A 19,889-nucleotide genomic window follows, 5' to 3' on the forward strand; every position below is an offset into this window, starting at 1 on the left:
GCGGAGCCTCCGTTCCGCCGGTTAGACCTCGGGAGCTTCACCATGCGCACCTCTTCCGTTCGTCGCGCCACCGCACGCGACGCGCTCGTACCCCTGTCATCACTCACCCTGGGACTGTGCATCCTGCTCGGCGCCAGCACCGCGCGGGCCGCGCCCACGCCGCTGGAGGACAACCGTCGCATCACCCGGGGCTACATCGAGCTTGCGTACGAGGTCGGCGCGATTCTGGATCCCACGCTGCAACCCGGTGGCAGCAGCGCGGTGCGCCCCAACTGGTACACGTTCGCCCCCAACGCGTCGCAGACCGGTGGCATGGGCATGTACGGCACGGCGGTGGCCACGAAGCTGATCAACGCGCTGCGCGGCAGGCCCATCCTCACGGTGCTCGAAGCACTCGGCCGCGTGGACCTCGATGACGTCCTGAAGGCCAACGCCGAGCAGCGCGCCGCGGAGTTCCTCACCGCGGGCCTCCCGTTGGACGTGTCCACGGTGTTCGCGGTGCTGACGTCCTCACTCAACGCCAAGGCCCTCCTGGACCCGCGCACGCTCGCGACGACGACCGGGCGCTTCGTGTCGCTGTATTGGAGCGCCCCGGGCATCCTGCCGCTCGACAAGGCCGAGGCGGTGGTGCGCACGCTGGAGCGCACGCTGCACGAGGGCAACCTCGCCATCTACTCGGACATCGGCGGCGCCGGGCGCGCGTACCTGACCTGGCGGAGCGGCGCGGGCGTCGTCACCCCTGGGCGCGTCCTGACGGAGTTCGCCCTCCCGGAGGCGGTGCCCGCCGAAGCGCGCGTGGCCTATGACTTCGCGCTCGCGCACGCGAATGACACGCCGCGCCCCAACCAGTTCGACGCGCTGCTCCCGGGCATGCACTGGAAGAGCCTGCTCGTGGCCGCGTTCGCGCTCTACGAGGAGTCGCGGCTGGCCTCGTCCCCGGAGCGCCGCGACGCGCTCATCGCCATGGGCAACAACTACGTGGCCTGGCGAGAGCAGCACGACATGGCGCAGCCCGTGTTCAACCCCTCGGGCGCCCCGGACGAGGTGTCCCGCCCCGCGCTCCTCCAGGCGCTGACGCCGCTGCTACAGACGGACTTCGGCAAGGTGCACTGGACGTACGCGGACTACGCCAACACCCAGCCGGACCGCGACGGCAACCCCTTCACGTCGAAGCCCACCGAGTACAACTGGGCCGTGTTCCTCGACCGGTGGCACGGCATCCTCTACGCGTTCGACCTGGCGTATTCCCGACCGCGTGACACGTGGGTCATGCCCACGCCCCTGGAGGATCCGCTGACCCCGTTCATCGGGACCTGAGCGGCCCGCGCCCGGGCGGCACAGGCGGCGACAGAGCGTGCGCATGGCGCGAGGAGACTTGTCCGCGCCACCAGCCATCCGGCCTTCCGGGCCGTCGCGGCAGATCGATGGCGGTCTGCTTGACGACATGGGGGACGTGGGAGAGCGTTCTGTCATGAGTCCCGCCTCGGGTCGCACGACGAAGCCCGGCTCCCGCGCCTCGGGTGACGCTTCTTCCGCGACGAACCCCGCCGCCTGGCGGGCCTTGGAAGCCACGATGCCGGCGCCGGCCGACGAGGCCAGCATGTCGGCTGACACACGGCTTCAGCTCCTGCGCGAGATGATGGGCGAGGCCTTCGTGGTCCTCGACGCCCACGGCCGCCTGGGCGAGCTGAACCACCGCGCCGCCACGCTGCTGGGGCTGCATCCCGATGGCAGCGTGGGGCAGGAGCCCTGGGTCGCGCAGCCCGCCCTCGCGGGCACCCTGCTGCACGAGCGATTGATGAGCGTGCTCGCCACGCGGGAGCCCACTCGCTTCTTGTGCGAGCTGCCGCCGGGCACGTGGTTGGAGGTGAGCGTGCGTTCCGTGGGCGGAGAGACGTGGGTGCTCGCCAACGACATCACCCGCCGCCAGCAGGCCGAGTCCGAGGCCACGCGCAACGACGAGCGGCTGCGGCAGCTCGGCGACCGCTTCCAGGTCGCGCTCGAGTCCGCGGAGATGGCGGTCTGGGAGACGAACCTCGCCACCGGACAGGTGTTTCGGTCCGAGGGGCATGATCGCCTCTACGGCTTCCCCCAGCCGCTCGAGGAATGGACGCACGAGAAGTTCCTGGCGTCACTGCACCCGGACGACCGCGCCGAGGTCGAGGCCCAGGTGACGGGCATCTTCGACAGCGACGTGGACTCCTATTCGTCCACCTTTCGCACCCACTGGCCGGACGGCTCGTGGCACTGGCTCAACAGTCGCGCCAAGGTGATTCGCGACGCAACCGGCCGGGTGATGGTGGTGCGAGGCGCGGTGCTGGACATCACCGCGCTCAAGGAGACGGAGGCCGCGCTCCAGGACGCCGTGCGCACGCGCGACGACTTCCTCTCCCTGGCGAGTCATGAACTGCGCACGCCGCTCACCTCGCTGCGCCTGCAGGTGGACATGCTGCGGCGACAGTCCACCGGGAGCCCTGGCGAGCCGATCGCGTCTCCCAAGGTGGTGGCGAAGCTGGAGGCGGCGGAGCGACAACTGCGGCGGCTCGGTGCGCTGGTGGACAACCTGCTGGATGTCAGCCGCATGCGCACGGGCAAGCTCGACTTCCACTTCGCGGACGGAGACCTGGCCGCCGTGGTGTCCGACCTGGCCGCGCGGTTCGCCGACGAGTCGCGACAGGCCGGCGTGGTGCTGGAGGCGAACATCGAGTCCCCCGCCCCAGGACATTTTGATCGCCTACGACTGGAGCAGGTGGTCAACAACCTGATGACCAACGCCTTCCGGCACGGCAAGGGAAGCCCCGTGCACGTGTCACTCACCTCCTGCGACAACACGCTGCGGTTGATGGTGCGCGACCACGGCCCGGGCGTTCCCCTCTCGGAGCGCGAGCGCGTCTTCCAGCGCTTCGCCCAGGGTCGGGACTCGCAGCGCGCGGGCGGCCTGGGCCTCGGGCTCTACATCGTCCGGCAGATCGTCGAAGCGCACGGTGGGCGCGTCTGGGTCGAAGACGCACCCGGTGGGGGCGCGGCGTTCATGGTGGAGCTGCCTCCTGGCGCCGCGCGAGAATGATTTGGCGCGCGGATGGAAACACGCGGCGCGCGTTGAGTGCATTCTCTCTCCACGCGTGACGAGGGGCCGCCGCCCCGCTTCGTCCGTGTCCTGTGATTCAAGTGGGGGGTATCCGATGCCGTGGCTCGAGACCATTGTCATGTCCGCGCCAGAGTCCCGTCCCGCGCGAGCGAAACCTGTTCGAGACGAGGGCCGCCACCTGCGCGACTCGCTGCTGGACTACCTCACGAAGAACGAGCTGCTCGACGGAGTTCGCTGGATGAGTGAACCCGGACAGTTGCCGCTCGTGACGATGCACTGCACGCCGCAGGCGCAGGAGCGTCTGCGCAAGGCCGGGCAGTTCACGGTGGGCACGGGCATGCCGCTCGACCTGCACGGCTGAAGCGACTCAGCCGAACCGCTCGCGGAAGGCTCGCTGGTTGGGCCCTCCCGAGCCCCGCTCATACACGGCGAAGACGACGCGCTCGAAGCGCCCCGGCAGCGCGCGCAGCCCCTGAGCGAAGGCCTCGGCCACGTCGCGCGGGTTGTTGCGGAACACCCCACAGCCCCACGCCCCCAGCACGAGCGTGCGGTGCCCTTGGTGCGCCGCGACCTGAAGCACCTTGAGCGCGCGAGCGAACAGCACCTCGCGCAGCCTCGGCCCCACGCCCGCGTCCGCGCGCAGCGCCTGTCCCGCATTGGGCGCGGGCGCCGTCATGAGCGATACGCCGAAGGGCCGCTCCAGCAGCTCCAGCGCTTCGTTGCGGAAGAACGGCACGTCGGGTGAGTAGATGACGTGGTCGGTGTACAGCGGCGTGCCCGCCGCGCGGTTCGCGTCGTAGTACTCGGGCTGCGTGACGAGGCACGCATACAGGGCCGAGCAGCGCGCCAGGTCCTCTTCCTGAGCCTTCGCCCCGCCGAGGAATCCACCGCCCGGGTTGCGCGCGGACGCGAAGTTGAGCGCGAGGACTCGCGCCCCCTCCATCTCGACCAAACGTCGCGCGGCCTCACCCGTCTTCTCGGGCGTCACCTCGATGCGCATCCCGCCGCCGGGCGCGACGGGCAGCGCGAGGGACTCGAAGTCACCAGGCCGATACAGCCGCGTTCCCTGAACGGCGTGAGAGACGGCGTCGCGAATGGACACCTCCTGGCCAGACAGCGCCACGTAGGTGCCCCGCCTGGTGATGCGAACCGTCTCTTCGCCGATGTCCTCGAGTCCCATGCGCCTCCGCGTCTATCAGTTGCAGCCGATGCGCGTGGGCGCGACCGCGAGGTCGTCGATCCACGTCTCGGAGTCCGAGTCGCCGTGCGGGTGCACGAAGCCCCAGCCCACCGCGAAGTTGCTGAAGGGCCGCATGCCCACGTTGGGGAAGTCAAAGGCCTGCGTGCCATCCACCCAGACCTGCGCGTGGCCCGTGGTGTCGGTGGGCCTGGCGCGGCTCACGCCCCACTCCAGGCACGTCCAGCGGCCCGCCTGCATCACCACCACCGCCGGGTCCTCCAGGTTCCAGCCCGTGCCCAGGACGCCGCTCCAGTCATCCAGCGCGAAGCCGCCGTTCTTCATCGCCTGGAGTTCGATTCCGCCCCAGTCATTGTCCTTGGGTGAGAAGAGGATGAAGAACGTCCCCATCACGCCCTCTTGCGGCACGCGCGCCAGGTACACCCACGCGCGCGTGTACAGCGTGGTGCCGAACGCGGGCATGTCCTTGCGGTAGTGCGCGATGGCCTGAGGATGATCTGGCGAGTCCTCATGCAGGTTGTCCTCCGTCGTCACGTGCAGCGCGCCCTTGCCGCCGTGCACGCGCGTGCCATCCACGGCGATGGTGGCGTGCTGTTTCTCGTCGGGCTCCTTCCAGCCGTTCTGCCCCTTCTCGAAGTCCTCGCAGAGGATGGCGTTCGCGGGACACCCGGCGGACTGCTGCGGCGTGCCCGAGTCGACCTCCGACCCCGGCGTGCCACTGTCCGGCGTCTCGCCCTGGGCCTTCGAGTCACCGCAGGCCAGCATCCCGCCCATGGCGAGCCCAGCGACAATCACCGCCACTACCGATGTGGAGCGCATTCACTCTTCCGAAGCCGGGGCGGCCTGGATGCATGCAAGCCCTCGCGAAATGTCGAAGGCGGGCCTCCCGCATCCGGTCTGTCTAACACGGGCCCTTGGGGCCACGAACGGGGTCACCACGACCCTGCCCTCGAGGGTCAGGCGCCGTCACCGCGCGCCGGCTTCCCTGGGTGACGGGGATGTGGCGAAGCGGCGGAAGAAGCTGTCGTCGTTCCAGCGGGGACGCTCGGCCGCATCCGCCACCGCGCGCGTCAACGCGGAGAGGAATTGGACGAACCGCGCCGCGCCCTCTCGGTCCACGGGCTGCCGCACGTCATCCGAGGGCGCGTGATAGCGCTCAGGGAACCACTGCTTCATCAACCGCTCAGCGGTCGAACCCGGCTCGTAGCCGAACTTGAACGCGAGCGCGGGGATGCCCTCGCGCACGAACGAGTACTGATCGCTCCGGACGAACAGGAGGCGATCCGGCTCCGGATCCGCGAGCACCTTCACGCCACGCTCCGAGGCCACGCGACGCAGCGGCTCGATGAGCGAGGACTCGTTCATGCCCAGCGCCACCACGTGCGTGAAGGGAACCAGCGGCAAGAACATGTCCAGGTTCAAGTCCGCCACGCAGGAAGCCCCAGGCACGGGGAGATGCCGCGCGAGGTACCTCGACCCCAGGAGGCCCTTCTCTTCTCCCGTCACCAGCGCGAACAGCACGGTGCGCCGGGGCCTCACGGGCGCCTGGGCCAACGCACGCGCCACCTCCAGCACCGCGGCCACGCCCGAGGCGTTGTCCATGGCTCCGTTGTAGATGCGATCCCCACGCACGGGCTCGCCCACCCCGAGGTGATCCAGGTGCGCGGAGACGATGACATACTCGCGCGCGAGCACGGGATCCGCTCCAGGCAGAACACCGACCACGTTGACGGACGTGACGGGCTCGGTCGCGATGTCGAGCGTGGCCCGCAGGCGCCACGGCAGCTCGAACTTCGGCAGCGGCTTGCCGTCATTCGCCAGCGCCACCAGCTCGGCGTAGGAGTGTGGCGCGCCCTCGAACCACACGCTGGCCCGCTGGGCATTCACGGTGACCTGCACCTTCAGGCGAGCGCCCTCTTGCAGCGCGGGGTCGGCGAAGAGCATCGCGGGATTCTTTCGCGCCGCCGCGGTGCGCTCCCACGGCACCTCGAGGAACTTCGGGTTCTGGAGCAGCACCACGCCCACGGCCCCCAGCCGCTCCAGCACCGCCGCGCGCTCCGTCCATGACGCATGGTGCGCCCGCTGCACGCCCGACACGTCTCGCGGACCACCACCCACGAGGATGACCGCCACCTTGCCTCGGAGGTCCAGGCTGGCGAAGTCGTCATGCCCCGCCTCGGGCATGGACAGCCCCTGCCCCACGAAGACGAGCGGCGCATCCACCGAGCCCGTCATCCCCGTGCGAGACACCAGGATGGCATCCTGGCCCAGCATCAACGCTGTCTCGCGCCCGTCCCGCATGAGCGCCAGCCGCGACTTCTCCTCCACGAGCCGCCGCGAGCGCAGCGACATCTCTTGGGTATAGCCACTCGGGAACGCGGGCTTCACGCCGAGCGACGACAGGGTGTCCGCCACATAGGCCGCCGCCTTGCGGTGCCCCTCGCTGCCGGTGGCGCGGCCCTCCAATGCATCACTCGCGAGGAACTCCACGTGCGCCCACCACCGCGCCGCATCCGATGGCGGCGGGGATGCCGCCTCGACCGGGGACGCCACCCACAGCCCGAGGAAGACGAGGACGGCGACACGGCGCATGGGGGCTCGCTTTCGTGGAGGGAACCGACAACCCTCCCCGTGCGGGGACATTCCACGTCCCCACCGCGGGCCTTCGGCTCAGGAGGGCTGGCCCAGCCTACGCCCGCGGGCCTCCGCGAGCGTCCGCGCATCGAGCAGCACGGCCACCTTCTCCTGCGCGGAGAGGGGCTCGGGCACGGAGGCCAGCAGCTTGCGCCGACCGGACGCGAGCGCCCCCGCCACGCCCGACGACGAGGGCTGCTCCTCCAGAAGCGCCAGATGGAGCGTGTGCGCCCGAGCGTCCGACAGGACGTGGTCCACGGCATCCTCCACCGTCGCGGCGCCGTCCTCGGTCAACACCTGGGCACGTGCCAGCACGGCCGGCGGGGCCACCTCCTCGGGGATGAGGAAGAGCCCGTGCCGCTCGGCCCACAGGCCCAGCGACGCGCGCGCGGTGAAGACCGACAACGGGATGGACAGCAGGAGACCCGCCACCACGGGCACGGCCCATGCCAGCAATCCCGGCGAGAACACCCAGAGCAGCACCGCGAGCCCCACGCCCACGGCGGTGTGCACCGCGTGGCGCCGGGCGGCCTCGGCCCAGGGCAGGTCCGCGTCGTCCCGCTGCTGGCTCGACCACGACACGCGGTACCCCAGGATGGTACCGAACACGAAGTGTGACTGGAACAGCATCATCACCGGCGCGAGCAGCGTGGACAGCACGCCTTCGATGAGCACGCTCAGCACCAGCCTCGCGCGCCCGCCCATGTTCGCCGCCACGTCCGAGCGCGCGAACACCCGCGCGACGCCGAGCAGCCGAGGCAACCACAACATCGCCAGCGACACGGCCATCAAGCGCAGCGCGGCGGGCGAATCGAAGGTCGCGCCGCTGGCCAGCACGGCGTCCACGCCCCCGAAGCGCGAAGGCTGCGTGAGCCACGCGTGCGCCGCGGACACGAGCCCCGCCACGAGGAACAGCAACCACAAGGGCGAGGCCACGTAGGACATCACGCCCATCAGGAAGTGCGCCCGGCTCATCGGGTGCAGTCCACCCGCGAGCACCAGGCTCAGGTGCTGGAGGTTGCCCTGGCACCAGCGCCGGTCTCGCTGCGCATACGTCAGCAGGTTGGGAGGGGGTTGCTCGTAGCTGCCCCCCATGTCCGCGAGCAACCAGACGGTGTAGCCCGCGCGCCGCATCAGCGCGGCCTCCACGAAGTCGTGGCTCAGGATGTGCCCACCGAAGGGCTGCTGCCCGGGCAGCACCGGCAGGCCGCAGTGCTCGATGAACGCCGACATGCGCAGGATGGCGTTGTGGCCCCAGTAGTTGGACTCGCCGAGCTGCCACGCCGCCGCGCCCGCGGCCACCACGGGGCCATACACCCGGCCCGCGAACTGCTGGAGTCGCGCGAACAAGGTCGAGCGCCCCACGCACAGGGGCGGCGCCTGGAGGATGCCCGCGCCCGGGTTCAGCTCCATCAGGCGCGCCATGCGCACCACGGTGGCACCGTCCATCAAGCTGTCCGCGTCGAGGACGAACAGGAAGTCGTGGCGCCGGCCCCAACGCTCGCAGAACTCGGTCAGGTTGCCGGCCTTCTTGCCGGTGTTGTCCGTCCGCCGGCGGTAGAAGATGCGCCCCTGCCCGCCCACGCGCCGGCACAGCTCGGACCAGGCCAGCTCCTCGGCCACCCAGGCCTCGGCCCGCGTCGAGTCGCTCAGCACGTAGAAGTCGAAGGCGTCCAGGTGGCCCGTCGCCTCGATGGACTCGTAGGTGGCCTGCACGTGCGCGAAGACGGCCGCGGGGTCCTCGTTGTGGATGGGCATCACCACCGCGGTGCGGCTCTGCAGCGGAGCCGCCTCCCGCTCAGCGTCGGGCCAACGCAGGCCCGGCACGCGCCGCCCCGAGGCCAACTGCACGAAGCCCGCGACCGCCGCCCAGAAGGACAGCGAGATCCACGCGAAGCACGGAGTGAACAGCGCCAGGACGACCCACTCGGGCGCGGTGGTCCCTCCCGCGCTCAGCAGCCGGGACATCTCCACCGCCGCGGCCAGCGTGGAGGCTCCCGCGAGGCCGAGCACCCACGCGCGGCGGAGCCCGGCGGAACCGGGCGAGAACGAATGGGCCTGCATGGGGACCTTGTCGCAATCAGGGCGAGGTGGAGACGCCCGGCTGACCGAGCCGCAGCCACCGCCGCAGCAGCTCCGCCAGCGGGTTGAGCACCAACACCTGCTCGGGCATCACGGACGGCGCGGCGTGCGGCACGGGCACGGGCACCGCGTCGCGGAAGGTCCGGCGCCAGGCCTCGGGCAGGTGGCGCGGCTCCCGCAGGAGCACGTCCGCGCCCAGGCGCGCGGCATCCACGAGGACGAAGGCCGCGCGGCCACGGGAGAGCAGCTTACCGCTCGCGTGCGAGGGCCCGAGCAGCTCGCCCAGCCACGCCTCCACCCGCTCGCGGGCCAGCGCCAGGGCGACGTCCGGCGAGACACCCGCGCCGCGCGCCGACAGCACCCAACTGGCCAGCCGCTCCAGGTCAGCGCGCGTGGTGAAGCCAAAGTCGCGGAAGAAAGCGTCGAGCGCGTTGCGAGTGTCCTGGCGGTCCGCGAAGAGGATGGGCGCGGACAGGCGGGAGGGCAGCAGCGTCACGGAATCCACAGGTCGCTCCAGGTCTCGGTGAGAGTCTCGGAACCGCGTTTCAGGAAGCAGCGGAGCTCGACGGGCGAGTCCCCGTCAGGCACCAGCTCAAAAGTGGCGCGCCATCCGCCGGTCACGGCATGCGGCTGCGCGATGGGATGCAACACCTGCCCTCGCGAGGCGGTGACGACTGCCTCCACGGGGCCTTCCGCGCTCGAACCCGCGCGGGTGAAGTCGATGACGAAGCGTCGGGCCCCCTTCACGCTGCCCGCCGCGACGCGCGTGGCGGACACGCTGCCCGGAGTCGGCACGCCCTGAGGAGCCGCGCCCCAGGACAGGCGATAGGCGAAGCGCAGCGCGGTGCCCGGAACGACAGGCGCGTCCGGGACCCAGAACGCGACGATGTTGTCGTCCATCTCGCTCGCGGTGGGGATCTCCACCAGCCGCACCGAGCCAGGCCCCCAGTCGCCCACCGGCTCCACCCAGGCGCTCGGACGCAGCTCGTAGCGCGCCTCCAGGTCCTCGTAGCTGGTGAAGGCCTGGTCCCGCTGCAAGAGACCGAAGCCGCGCGGGTTGTCCGCCCGGAAACTGGCGACACTCAGGTGCGGGGGGTTCTCCAGGGGGCGCCACAGCTTCTCGCCCTCCTTCATCCAGATGGCGAGCCCGTCCGAGTCGTGCACCTCGGGGCGGAAGTCATCGAACGCGCCCCGGTCGTTCTCGCCGAACTGGTACATGCTGGTGAGGGGCGCCACGCCGAGCTGCCGCACGGCCTTGCGCGCGAACAGCGACGCCTCCACCTCCATGACCGTCCGCTCGCCCGGATGGATGACGAAGCGGTACGCCCCGGCCACGCTCGGGCCATCCAGGAGCGCGTGGACCACCACGCGCGCCTCGCCCGGGGCCGGCGTCTCCAGCCAGAACTCGCGGAACGATGGGAACTCCTCACCGCCCGGCAGCCCGGTGTCGATGGCCAGACCGCGCGCGGACAGCCCGTAGCGGTTGCCCTGCCCCAGTCCTCGGAAGTAGCTGGCCCCGAGGAACGCCACCAACTCGTCCATGACATCGGGCCGGTTGAGCGGATACGCCAGCCGGAAGCCCGCGAACCCCTCGGACTTCGCCAGCGGCGGCACCTTCACGAGCGGCCCGTAGGTGAAGAGCGACGGCGAGAACGCGAGGGGCCGCGACCGGCCGCCCTCCACCACGTTCATCGCCACCGGCCGCGGGAAGAAGAGGCCCGGGTGGAAGAACTGGGCCTGGAACGGCAACCCCGCGGTCCGCCACAGCGCCTGGTCCGCGCGATAGCGGATGTCGCGATAGGCGTCATAGGACAGGTTCGCGTACTCCGGGGGGACCCCCACGGGCGGCTCGCGGTAGGGCCTCGCGGCCAGGGCCCGGGCACGCTCCCGGACGACCTCGGCGGAGAACGCCACCGTCCCGCTCGCTCGCCCCCCCGGAGTCGCGGCCTCCCCGCCAAAGCAGGCAAGCAGCACCAGGAGGCATCCCCCGAGCATCCACGAGCGACGCGACGATGGCTGCCACTGCTTCAAGACGGCATTCCTCCGCAGGCGGCCGCGGGAACGCGGCGCAATGCGGCAGCCCCTCGCAACACACGTGCCATGCGTCAGGACCACCCCACGCCCGGGGCGGCTCCGGGGGAAGCCCTCCCCACCTCCTCGCGCCCCCAAGCGCTTCCGGCCCAGACACGCACGCAAAGCGAACAAATCCAGTTCGCCACGTGAACGAACTGTGGAGGAGAGGGGCAACACCTCCAGGCGTGCTGTCCGATTCCTCCACAGCAGGACGCGCCGTAGCTGCTGCCTTCCATTAGGCACCCCATCATTCCACGCGTGTCAGGGGCCTCTGACGCGGGGAGCGAGGGAGCGAGCCGCAGGGCGCCCGGCCGAAAGGATTTCCCGCGACAAGGCAGCGCGAAGCGGGCAGTGTGCGCCGCCGTCAGCGCCGCGGAATGCACCGGGGCGGGCTGCTTGTTCCACCAGTTCTCAGGCGCTTCGGGCCATCGGGTCCGACCGCGCACCGCCCAGGCGCCCTCGATATCCGAGCGAGCGCGCTGCGCGGGCGGCCCTCCACCTGGGAGGGACCGCGCCACCCACACTCGCTTCAGGACCTCATGACTTTCGACGATCTTCAGCTCCACGACGCCTTGCTCCGTGCGGTCAAGGCCGAGGGCTACACCACCCCCACCCCCATCCAGACCAAGGCCATCCCCCACGCGCTCGCGGGCAAGGATGTGCTGGGTGTGGCGCAGACGGGCACGGGCAAGACGGCGGCGTTCGCGCTGCCCATCCTCCAGCGGCTGAGCGCGAAGGCGCCTCCGGGCGGCACGCGCCCCATCCGTTGCCTGGTGCTCACGCCCACGCGCGAGCTGGCCAGCCAGGTGGGCGACAGCTTCGCCACGTACGGCAAGAACCTTCCCCTGCGCCACACCGTCGTGTTCGGCGGCGTGGGACAGACGCCGCAGGTGCAGGCGCTGCGTCAGGGCATGGACATCCTGGTCGCCACGCCCGGGCGTCTGTTGGACCTGATGGATCAGGGCTTCGTGTCGCTGCGCTCGCTCGAGGTGTTCGTGCTCGACGAGGCGGACCGCATGCTCGACATGGGCTTCATCCACGACGTGCGCAAGGTCATCAAGGCCCTGCCGCCGGTGCGCCAGACGCTGTTCTTCAGCGCCACGCTGCCCCCGGACATCATGGACCTGGCGCGCAACATCCTGCGTGACCCGGTGCGCGTGGAAGTGACGCCCGCGTCCAGCACGGCGGAGACCGTGAGCCAGCAGGTGTACTTCGTGGAGCGCGAGCAGAAGCGCGCGCTGCTCACGCACCTGCTCAAGGACGGCGCCATCCCGCGCGCGCTCGTCTTCACGCGCACGAAGCACGGCGCCAATCGCGTGGCCAAGCAGCTCACGTCCTCGGGCGTGCGCGCGGATGCCATCCACGGAAACAAGAGCCAGAACGCGCGGGAGCGCGCGCTGGACGAGTTCCGCTCGGGCGCGCTCCGGGTCCTCGTCGCGACCGACATCGCGGCGCGCGGCATCGACATCGACGGGCTCAGCCACGTCATCAACTTCGATCTGCCCAACGTCCCCGAGCAGTACGTGCACCGCATTGGCCGCACCGGCCGCGCGGGCGCCAGCGGCATGGCCGTCTCGTTCTGCGACCGCGAGGAGCGCGAGTACCTGCGCGACATCGAGCGCACCATCCGCCGCAGCGTCCCCGTGGCGGTGGCGGATCCGGCCTTCCGCTCCAGCGTCCCGGCGACGGCCGAGGTCGATGAGCCCGTGCGTCACAGCTCGGGTCGTCCGCAGTCGTCGGGCCGTCCGCAGAACAACGGCGGCGGGCGTGGCGACAACGCCTCGCGGCGGCGGCGTGGCGGGGGGGGAGGCCGTGGTGGCGGGGGCGGTCGTGGGCAGGCGCGTCCGTCGGGGGGAGCCGGCGGCAACGCGATGGCACCTCGGAGCGACTCCGGTCGCCCGCCCGCGCAGGCACGGCCCGCCTCGGCGAGCTCCGCGCCCACCGCGAACCCAAGCGCTCCGCCTCCGCCCGCGCGGCGCACTGCCCCCAAGTGGGGCTGAGCCACACGGCAACACGGCTCGGTCCCGAAGCGCGCTGACGCCGGCTTCGGGATCGAGCTTCAAAGCGCGGCACCATGCGAGCCGCTCACGGGCATCGTCATCCGTGCGATGCCCCGTCAGGCCCGGTCTCCACCGCGCGGCCCGGCCTGCTCCAAGTCCTCCCAGCTGACGCAGTCACGAGTCTCCCGCTGGCAACCTCTCCTGTGCGTGAAACATGGCGCGCACAGGACAGGCTGTCGGTGTGGAGACTCGTCGCGTCGCACGTGGCGCTCGCCTGCTCGATCGCACGCGTCTCGCGAAGCGCTGGGCTGACCTTGTGAGGTCCGCCCGACCCCGACTACGGTCCGCCCCGGATGCTCACTTTCCACGCTCCAGGACAGCCCTCGGCCCATGACGCGCTCGACTGACGGCGACCTCCAGATCGACTCGGTCCTCCGGAACACCTACAAAGTCATCTCCGTGTTGGGGCGCGGGGGCATGGGCTCGGTGTTCCTGGCGCAGCACCTGCGGCTTCCCGGCAAACAGGTGGCCGTCAAGGTTCTGCGGACCAGCGAGAACCTGAGCCCCGAGATTCACGCCCGCTTCCGCCGCGAAGCGGAGATCGCCTCGCGGCTCGGACACCCCAACATCGTCGAGGTGCTCGACTTCGACGCGCTCGAGGATGGCAGCCCGTTCCTGGTGCTCGAGTACCTGCGCGGCGAGAGCCTCGCGGATCGCCTGCGCCGGGGCCGCTTGTCGCTCGACGAGACCGTCTCCTTCGTGCGGCAGATGGGCTCGGCGCTGCAGACCGCGCACCGCGCCGGCGTCGTGCACCGGGACTTGAAGCCCGCCAACGTGTTCCTCGTCCCCACCGACTCGGGGGGCGTGGTGGGCGAGCGCGTGAAGCTGCTCGACTTCGGCATCTCGAAGGTCATGTCCTCGGACACCCTCCAGACCCAGGAGGCGGTGCTCATCGGGACGCCGCAGTACATGTCGCCCGAGCAGGCCCAGGGGCGCAATCGGCAGATCGACGCGCGCACCGACCTGTTCGCCCTCGGCGGCATCGTCTTCGAGATGCTCGCGGGCATGACGCCCTTCGGCGGCGGCTCACTCGCGGAGCTCATCTACCGCATCGTCCACGAACCGCCGCTCTCGCTCGCCACGCTCGTCCCGGGCACGCCCCCCAGCGTCGTCGCCGCGGTGGAGCGGGCCCTGGCCAAGAACCCGGACGAGCGCTTCCAGGACATCGGCGCGTTCGTGTCGGCCCTCACCGGCACCCCGCTCCAGTCCCTGCCGCCCTCCGCCGCGGTCCTGGAGGCGATGAGCGCGGCGCGCCCCAGCCCCTCGGGCATCGCCCTCCCGTCGGATGATCCCCCCTCGTTGTCAGGGACGATCGCCCCCGGGAGCCAGTCCTCCGCCCGCCCGCCGCCCAATACGGCACGGTTCGGCCCCCAGCCCTCCGCCCCCGCCAGCTCCGGGACCATGGGCTTTGGCGCGGCGCCAGCAGCCCAGGCCGCGCCATCCCCCGCGCCCGATGACACCTTCGGGCTGGGGGCGACCATGGCCTCCCAGCAGGCTCCGGTGCCGCCCCCCGTCGCGGCCACCGCCCTCCCCGCCTCGCTCGCGGCCAGCCCCGTGCCGCCCGTGACGGGCCCCGCCTCTCTCCACGCGCAGCCCGCGCTGGCCGTGCCCGCTGCGAGCACTCCGCCCCCGACGAAGTCGAAGCTCCCGGTGGTGGCCGCGGCGACTGCCCTCCTCGTAGGTGCGGCGGGGCTCGGCTGGTGGCTGCGCCCCACCCCGCCGTCCCAGGTCTCGCCGCCCGAGCCGTCCCCCACCGTCGCGGAGCGCCCGTCCACGCCGCCCCCGCCCACGCACGTCGCGCCCCCGCCCGCCCAGGTGCCCACTCGCGTCGAGCCCCCGCCGACCGCGAACCCGACGCCCGCGCCGACTCCCGAGGTCACCCCGCGCGACGCGAAGCCCCCACCGTCACAGGTAAAGCCTGTCATCGCCCGGCCCGTGGTCGCCGAGAAGATTCCCGACGAGGTCCGAATCATTCTCCAAGAAGGTGAGCGGGCTTTGGAAAAGGGAGACGCGCGCGAAGCCATACGTCAGGCGCAATTGAGCCAGCGCACGAAAATCACCGCCGCATCGTATTCGTTGCTCACGCGTGCATACTGCAAGGGAATGGATCTCGCGGGAGCCAAGCCCAATCGAAAGAAGGTCGCGCCGGCCGAGGCAGACCGAGTAGATCGCTACTGCAAGCTGCATGGGATTGAGTTCTGACATGCCGGGTCGCAGGTCCGGAGGAGAGCCTCTCCGCGCGAGACAGCGACCCATGGGAAGGAGACGCGCTTGAGAAACATCCTGGCAATCATTGTCACCGTGGCCACGCTGGGTGCGGTACCCGCGCTGGCGGGTGCGCCGGTCGAGGCAGGCAAGGTGTATGTCGGCTCGGAGGGCGCCGCCGTCACGGTGGTCCCGCTCACCCCGCGCGAGGCCAAGAAGTACCTCGTGCGCGTGGAGGGCACGGGCTCGGAGTTCGACGGGCTGGTGCTGCCTGCCACCGTCAACGACTGGAGCAGCCGGTCGTCGGTGCGGATGAACTACGTCACGCAGTACCACGGCCGTGACTACGCGGTCGTCGTCGTGTCCGGCTCCAGCACCGAGCTGTACGTGCCGGGCCGCCACAGCAACGGCATCAGCGTCCAGTACGACGCGAAGCGCACCGAGTCGCTCAAGTCCGACGACGTCCACTCGCAGTTCCAGAAGCTGGAGAAGGCCGGCACGCTCGCCAAGCTGATGGCGTTCGATCGCAAGGCGGAGATGACGCGCCACGATGGCGAGTACGCCGAGAAGCTCAAGGCGATGAACACGTCCTGCGGCACGCAGGTGGCGGGCACGCTCGACTGGACCACGGTGTCCGACGAGCTCATCAAGGAGTACAGCATCTCCGGCTTCTGTGAGGCGCCGCTGGCCTCGCTGCGCGCCCTCTGCGACATCTCCGAGGAGGCTCGGCGCACCGTGAAGGCGAAGGTGAAGCAGGTCGACTGCCGGTTCGGCGCCAGCGTGGATCCGAAGCTCGCGGCGGATCACGTCATCTGGACGACGGCCAAGGACGCCTCGAACCAGGAAGAGTTCGCCACCCGCTTCTTCAAGCAGAACCTGTGAGCCGGAGCCACCCCATGACCTTCAAGCGATTCCTCACCGCGGCGGCCCTCCTCGTCACCGGCACCTCCCAGGCCGTGGAGCCCCCCTGGGGCAAGGAAGAGAACCTGGGGCAGCGCATGGCCCTGGAGGCCACGTCCCTCTGCACCGACGGCAAGGGCCACTACGTCGCCATCGCCCCCATGTCCGAGGAGGGCAAGTACGACTTCCAGCTGTACTACGGCGACGGCAAGCAGTTCGTCGAGGTGGCCCCGCCCGAGGGCTACACCTCCGCGACGACCTTCCTGGAGCCGCGCTTCTTCAACAAGGGCGCCAACCCCAACTTCCGCGGCATGGACATGCGGGTGTACTCGTCCGTGGATCTGAAGGCGAAGGAGCAGAAGTGCTCCCTGCGCTGTGGCGACCGCGAGGTGCCCCTGAAGTGGGTGGCCGGGGAGCAGGCGCGTGAGCTGCTGCGCAAGGCGGCCTTCGCGCCGAACCCGCAGAAGTACGTGCCCTACGCGCTGCTGCGCGACACGCAGGGCAACTACTACTTCGTGGACCGGGGCTTCCTGCCCTCCGAGGCCAAGAGCTTCCGCGTCTTCATCGGCCCCCGAGGGGACTTGAAGCCGCAGAAGATGACCAACGTGGTGTCCGACTCCGAAGGAGAGATCTTCTCCACGAAGAAGGGCGAGCTGCGGCTCGTGTTGGACAAGCAGAAGTCGCCCGTGTGGATCGCCAGCTCGAAGAAGACGCTGGAGCTGCGCGTGGTCCCCGTCGAGGAGAACCTCCCGCTCGTCTACAACGAGCTGGGTGTCTACACGGGGGTGCGCCTGGGCACGCCCTGCGACGACCAGTAGTCCGGTCTTCGCCTAGACGCGCACCAGCAACGCGAGCTGGTGCGCGCCTATCCCCAGCCCCACCATCACCAACCAGCGTGTGCGCAGCTCCCGCTGGAAGCGCGCCAGCGTCACGGGGATGGAGGCAATCACCATGTTGCCGTAGTCCTCGTAGGTATCCAGGTACTCGCGCGGGCGAATCTCCTGGGCCCAGTGGTCCATCAGCTTGCGCGTGGCCTGGTGCGCGATGAGCGTCACGTCCTCGCCCCGGAGCCCGTGCCTGGCGAGCAGCCGCGCCACCAGCCGCGGCGGGCCGTCCATCCCTGACTTCAAGAAGGCCTGGATGCCCGCCACCGGGTCGATGCCGTAGGTGGGCTGCTCCAGCCCGTTCTCGGCGCGGCGGCGCATCGTCATGGCGCCGTACTCGTTGCTGAAGGTGTCCGCCGCGTAGTCCACCAGGACGAGCCGCTCGCCCGGCCCGACCACGGCCGCGCCCGCCGCATCGCCAATGCCAATGGCGTGGCCCTGGCTGTAGTCCACGTTGCGCGTCCACCCCGCCCCGGCCACCACCAGCGCGCGCTGCAAGGCCCCCGCGCGAATGCCCTCCCAGGCCAGCACCACGCCCATGAGGAAGTTGCCGAAGTCCGCCTGCACCGGGACGACCATCACGTCCTGGCCGAGCCCCAGGTCGCGGTGCACCTCGTACATCGCGTTGGGCGTGACGAAGTCGGAGACGGACACGTAGCCATACAGCCGCTGCACGTCCTGCGTGCCCAAGCCGGCGTCTCGGAGGGCCGCGCGCCCTGCCTCGGCGGTGAGGGCACTCAGCGACTCGCCGGGCGCGAGCACGCGCCGCTCGCGGTTGCCGTAGAAGAGCGCCTGCTCACCCGCGCCCGCGGCCTTGCGGAGGGGCTCGAAAACGGGATCGTCGTTGAGGCGAACCTGCGCGGGCAGCGCGGCTCCCGTCCCAATCAGCGCGATGGAGGGCGCGTCCACGGGCGCGCCTCGCCTAGCGTCCGTCGGCGGCGACGGCGGCGAAGCGCTCTCCGAACGGAGGAACCTCGCGGTAGTCGACGTGCGCGATGATGACCTGCGGCTGGCGATCCGCGTCCGCGCGGCGCAGCACCTCGGGCATCAGCGCGCTGAGCTGGCCGGGGCCCTTCACCGTGTGCGCCCGAGCGCCGAGCGACATGGAGAAGGCCTCCAGGTCCGGGTTGCCCAGACCGTAGAACTCGTCCTCCAGCGGGTAGCTGCTGTCCTGGGCGCGCTCGCCGTGGTTCACCATGCCCAGGAAGTTGTCGTTGAGCACCAACGTCACGGTGCCCACCCGGTGGCGGGCCGCGGTCAGAAGCTCCGTGCCGTTCATCAGGAACGCGCCGTCGCCGGTGAACGCCACCGCCGCGCGCTCCGGCCGGCCCACCTTGCCGCCGATGACGGCGCCGCAGGACCAGCCCATGGACGACAGGCCGCAGGGGAAGAAGATGCGCGTGGGCGCGGACACGTGCAGGCAGTGCGTCGCCCAGCCCGTGCAGTTGCCCATGTCGATGTACAGGTCCATGTCCGGGCGCAGCTGCGCGTCCAGCTCGGCCATGAGGTGCTGCGGCTTCACCGAGCCCTCGGACTGGGGCGCGCGCGGCACCAGGGGCTGATCCACCAGCGCCATCACCTGCGCCCACCGCTCGCGCACGCGCGCGCCGCTGGAGGGGCCAATCATCTGCCCCAGCTCGCTCAAACCCGCCATCACCGAGCCCACGTCCGCGACGATGGGCAGGCGAACCGGGAGGAACTGGCCGATGTTCGCCGCGTTGACGTCCACCTGGATGACGTTGCGCACGGCCTGGAAGTGCTTGTGGAAGCTGCGCGTGGCCCACTCGCCCAACCGGCTGCCGAGCACCACCAACACATCCACGCCCTCGCGCAGGTACGCCTCGGCGCGCTTGCTGCCACACAGGCCCAGCACGCCCAGCGACAGCGGATCGCGCTCGGAGAACAGGCCCTTGCCGCGGAGGCTGGTTGCCACCGGGATGCCGTGCTGGGTGACGAAGGCGCTGAAGGCCTCGCCCTGCGTGGCCATGGCCTCACGCGCCCCCGAGCCCAGGAAGATGAGCGGGCGGCGCGCGGTGCGCAGCATGGAGAAGGCCGCGCGCAGGTCCTCGAAGGGCGCCGCGGGCGGGCGGGCACGGAAGGTGCCGCGCGTGGTGGGCAGCGTGACGCGCTCGATGCGCTGGCGCGCGATGTTCGAGGGGATGCTCAGGTGCGCGGCGCCGCCCGGAAGTCCCTGCGCGGTGCGCAGCGCGCGCGCCAGCAGCCGAGGGAAGCTCTGCGCATCCACGATGCCCGTGGACGCGGCGCACGAGTTGCGGAACACCTCCACCGTGTTCACGCCGTGCGTGCCATTGCTCTCCTGGATGGCGGACATGCCGAAGCGATCCGTCGCCACCTGGCCGGAGATGGCCAGCAAGGGGACCTGATCCAGGTTCGCGGACGCCACGCCCGTCAGCGCGTTGGTGGCGCCCGGCCCCGCCGTCACCATACACACGCCCAGCTTGCCCGTGGCGCGCGCGTAGCCGTCCGCCATGAACGCCGCGCCCCCCTCGTGCGACGCGATGATGAAGCGGATGGACGGGTGCTTGCGCATCCCCTGCTGGAACGGCGCGATGTTGCCGCCCGGAACGCCGAACACCGCGTCCACTTCCTCGCTCTCGAGGTGCGCCAGCACGCAGTCCGCGACCGTGAGGTCCTCCACCGTCTGATAGCCACGCGCGTGCTGCTCGCCGTACATCGGCAGCGGCTCGGGCGGATGCATGGGACGCGCTTCACTCACCGCCGGAACCGCCACATCACCTCGCAGG

General features: G+C 70.7%; 15 protein-coding genes. 7 read left to right on the forward strand and 8 right to left on the reverse strand.

All coding sequences use genetic code 11. The features are described from left to right. The first annotated feature begins 42 nt into the window (after positions 1-42). From KRR26_RS32765 to KRR26_RS32775, 3 genes are all read left to right on the forward strand, one after another. Positions 43-1,317 carry a hypothetical protein gene (locus KRR26_RS32765; protein WP_233576726.1) on the forward strand — a complete coding sequence of 425 codons (1,275 nt, stop codon included), beginning with the start codon at positions 43-45 and terminating at the stop codon, positions 1,315-1,317. Positions 1,318-1,600: 283 nt separating this feature from the next. Next, a complete protein-coding gene (locus tag KRR26_RS32770; RefSeq protein WP_120204148.1) occupies positions 1,601-3,067 on the forward strand; it encodes a sensor histidine kinase in 1,467 nt (488 codons plus the stop codon). Between the two features lie 139 nt (positions 3,068-3,206). Next, entirely contained in the window at positions 3,207-3,449 is a 243-nt protein-coding gene (locus tag KRR26_RS32775) for a hypothetical protein (RefSeq protein ID WP_233576725.1), read from the forward strand. Between the two features lie 6 nt (positions 3,450-3,455). On the opposite strand, the gene KRR26_RS32780 is transcribed toward KRR26_RS32775, so the two are convergent. The 6 genes from KRR26_RS32780 to KRR26_RS32805 form a co-directional block, all read right to left on the reverse strand. Next, the gene (locus tag KRR26_RS32780; RefSeq protein WP_217081755.1) at positions 3,456-4,268 is read right to left on the reverse strand and encodes a TIGR02452 family protein; all 813 of its coding nucleotides are present in this window, start codon (positions 4,266-4,268) and stop codon (positions 3,456-3,458) included. 15 nt (positions 4,269-4,283) lie between these two features. After that, positions 4,284-5,105, reverse strand: coding sequence for a hypothetical protein (locus KRR26_RS32785; RefSeq protein WP_120203687.1), 822 nt, complete (start codon positions 5,103-5,105; stop codon positions 4,284-4,286). A 147-nt stretch (positions 5,106-5,252) separates the two neighbouring features. Then, positions 5,253-6,878: a M28 family metallopeptidase gene (locus tag KRR26_RS32790; RefSeq protein WP_217081756.1), complete on the reverse strand. Its 1,626-nt coding sequence runs from the start codon at positions 6,876-6,878 to the stop codon at positions 5,253-5,255. 78 nt (positions 6,879-6,956) lie between these two features. Further along, positions 6,957-8,984, reverse strand: coding sequence for a glucans biosynthesis glucosyltransferase MdoH (mdoH, locus tag KRR26_RS32795; protein WP_120203684.1), 2,028 nt, complete (start codon positions 8,982-8,984; stop codon positions 6,957-6,959). 16 nt (positions 8,985-9,000) lie between these two features. Further along, a complete protein-coding gene (locus KRR26_RS32800; RefSeq protein WP_217081757.1) occupies positions 9,001-9,507 on the reverse strand; it encodes a hypothetical protein in 507 nt (168 codons plus the stop codon). Then, positions 9,495-10,997: a glucan biosynthesis protein gene (locus KRR26_RS32805; RefSeq protein WP_217081762.1), complete on the reverse strand. Its 1,503-nt coding sequence runs from the start codon at positions 10,995-10,997 to the stop codon at positions 9,495-9,497. The genes KRR26_RS32800 and KRR26_RS32805 overlap by 13 nt, the downstream gene beginning before the upstream one ends. Before the next feature lie 617 nt (positions 10,998-11,614). Here KRR26_RS32805 and KRR26_RS32810 point away from each other — a divergent pair. The 4 genes from KRR26_RS32810 to KRR26_RS32825 all read left to right on the forward strand — a co-directional run bounded on the left by KRR26_RS32810 (position 11,615) and on the right by KRR26_RS32825 (position 17,058). Continuing rightward, positions 11,615-13,075: a DEAD/DEAH box helicase gene (locus tag KRR26_RS32810; RefSeq protein ID WP_120203681.1), complete on the forward strand. Its 1,461-nt coding sequence runs from the start codon at positions 11,615-11,617 to the stop codon at positions 13,073-13,075. A gap of 390 nt (positions 13,076-13,465) precedes the next feature. Continuing rightward, the gene (locus tag KRR26_RS32815) at positions 13,466-15,337 is read left to right on the forward strand and encodes a serine/threonine-protein kinase (protein ID WP_120203679.1); all 1,872 of its coding nucleotides are present in this window, start codon (positions 13,466-13,468) and stop codon (positions 15,335-15,337) included. 69 nt (positions 15,338-15,406) lie between these two features. After that, entirely contained in the window at positions 15,407-16,222 is an 816-nt protein-coding gene (locus KRR26_RS32820) for a hypothetical protein (protein WP_217081758.1), read from the forward strand. Positions 16,223-16,236: 14 nt separating this feature from the next. Beyond that, positions 16,237-17,058: a hypothetical protein gene (locus tag KRR26_RS32825; RefSeq protein WP_120203676.1), complete on the forward strand. Its 822-nt coding sequence runs from the start codon at positions 16,237-16,239 to the stop codon at positions 17,056-17,058. A 12-nt stretch (positions 17,059-17,070) separates the two neighbouring features. Here the strand turns inward: KRR26_RS32825 and KRR26_RS32830 are convergent, their stop codons facing one another. Next, positions 17,071-18,033, reverse strand: a complete 963-nt coding sequence (locus KRR26_RS32830) for a 3-oxoacyl-[acyl-carrier-protein] synthase III C-terminal domain-containing protein (RefSeq protein WP_217081759.1) — start codon at positions 18,031-18,033, stop codon at positions 17,071-17,073. Positions 18,034-18,046: 13 nt separating this feature from the next. Further along, the gene (locus tag KRR26_RS32835; protein ID WP_233576724.1) at positions 18,047-19,843 is read right to left on the reverse strand and encodes a thiamine pyrophosphate-binding protein; all 1,797 of its coding nucleotides are present in this window, start codon (positions 19,841-19,843) and stop codon (positions 18,047-18,049) included. Between the last annotated feature and the right edge of the window lie 46 nt (positions 19,844-19,889).

Origin of the sequence: Citreicoccus inhibens, assembly GCF_019039035.1 — a bacterium.
Taxonomy (GTDB): domain Bacteria; phylum Myxococcota; class Myxococcia; order Myxococcales; family Myxococcaceae; genus Citreicoccus; species Citreicoccus inhibens.